1 protein-coding gene and 1 pseudogene are annotated in these 1,235 nt (G+C 41.2%); both read right to left on the reverse strand.

Annotated elements, in window-relative coordinates:
- Nucleotides 1-90 precede the first annotated feature (90 nt).
- Complete coding sequence (locus G9371_RS18910; protein WP_025469918.1) at nt 91-1,032, reverse strand: hypothetical protein; 942 nt, start codon at nt 1,030-1,032, stop codon at nt 91-93.
- Nucleotides 1,032-1,235 (reverse strand): annotated as a pseudogene (locus G9371_RS19315) (hypothetical protein); the annotation flags it as partial. The gene G9371_RS18910 and the pseudogene G9371_RS19315, both read right to left, overlap by 1 nt.

Genomic DNA, 1,235 nt, shown 5'->3' on the forward strand with positions numbered 1-1,235 from the left:
TCACAAGCATATAATCGAATTTTTGCGCCTGAACTCATTTATGGTTCTCCAAAATTTAGGCAATAAAAAACCCGCTGTTTAAGCGGGTTATTAAAGTGTTTCGTCTGTGTCTGAGATTTCCGGAGGTTCTACCCCTGCCATTGCAGCAGCTACAGCTTCAGATAAGTTTGTTGGCTGAAATTCCATTGGTGCAGCAGAAACCACAATAGGCTCCTCAAAAAGACGAATATCAATCCAACGCCCTTCTGGTATTTCGAGTGGATTGCTTAAATCAGCAATAATTGCGGCCGTTTCAATATCGAATTTACGTTTGAACGTCTTAATTGAAATATCACCGTTCTCAAGAGTTTCATAAACAACTGCAACAACTGTATTGCCATTAGCGTCCTTAGGGATTTCGATATACCAGCCTTCCTTAGCAAAGCCGAGTGACCCTTTAATTAAGTAATCACCTGTACCTAATTTCTCTAAAGTAATTGGCTGCCTTTCAGCTTCATCATTGAGTTCAATATGATCACTAAACAACTTGACAATAGGTGATGCTGCTTTAATAAAACCATTTCCATCTACAGTCGTATTTCGGTCTGTTTTAAAAATATGTGTAGTATTAGGTAAAGTTGAACTTCTTACGACCCCAATAAACTGACCATATGCAGTTGTAGTTGGACTACCAGCAAAAATTATCCCATCAGTTGAATTAGTCGAAATTGCTACACCAGCATAAACACCATTTAATATGGTGAAGATCCCCCCAATACGGCTCATATCCAAAGCTGGGGTATAACCACCAGGAGTGCTGAAGGTGCCATAACCATAATCACCCACTCGCAATACTCGACCAGGGGTCATATCAGTTGGAGAAGTAGTTAGTGTACCTGTCGCTGCATTTCCACCTCCCTGAATTTGGTCCCATCTAGGATTTAAGTTTGGAATACCTGAGGCAAAAGGCAGCATGAATTGCCGTTTTCCTTGAGCTGAGTTATATGGGAATGGCCGGTGATCCCAACTAAATTTAAAAACAAGATTTGCCATTATGCTGTTACCCCGTCAATCACTTGGAAAGTCAAAGTTTCAGTGTGCTGCGTAGTACCACTAACTACAGCTTTAATATCCATCTGACACAGCCCTAAAGGCCAAGTTGCAGTGCTTGCACTAGATTTAATATTCAGCCACCCTTTCTGTGCACTTTGACTTAATGCAGTACAAGTCAAGGTAGCCACAGCAGCGCCATCAGA

It is taken from the genome of Acinetobacter sp. EKM10A, from assembly GCF_011075215.1.
Taxonomy (GTDB): domain Bacteria; phylum Pseudomonadota; class Gammaproteobacteria; order Pseudomonadales; family Moraxellaceae; genus Acinetobacter; species Acinetobacter baumannii.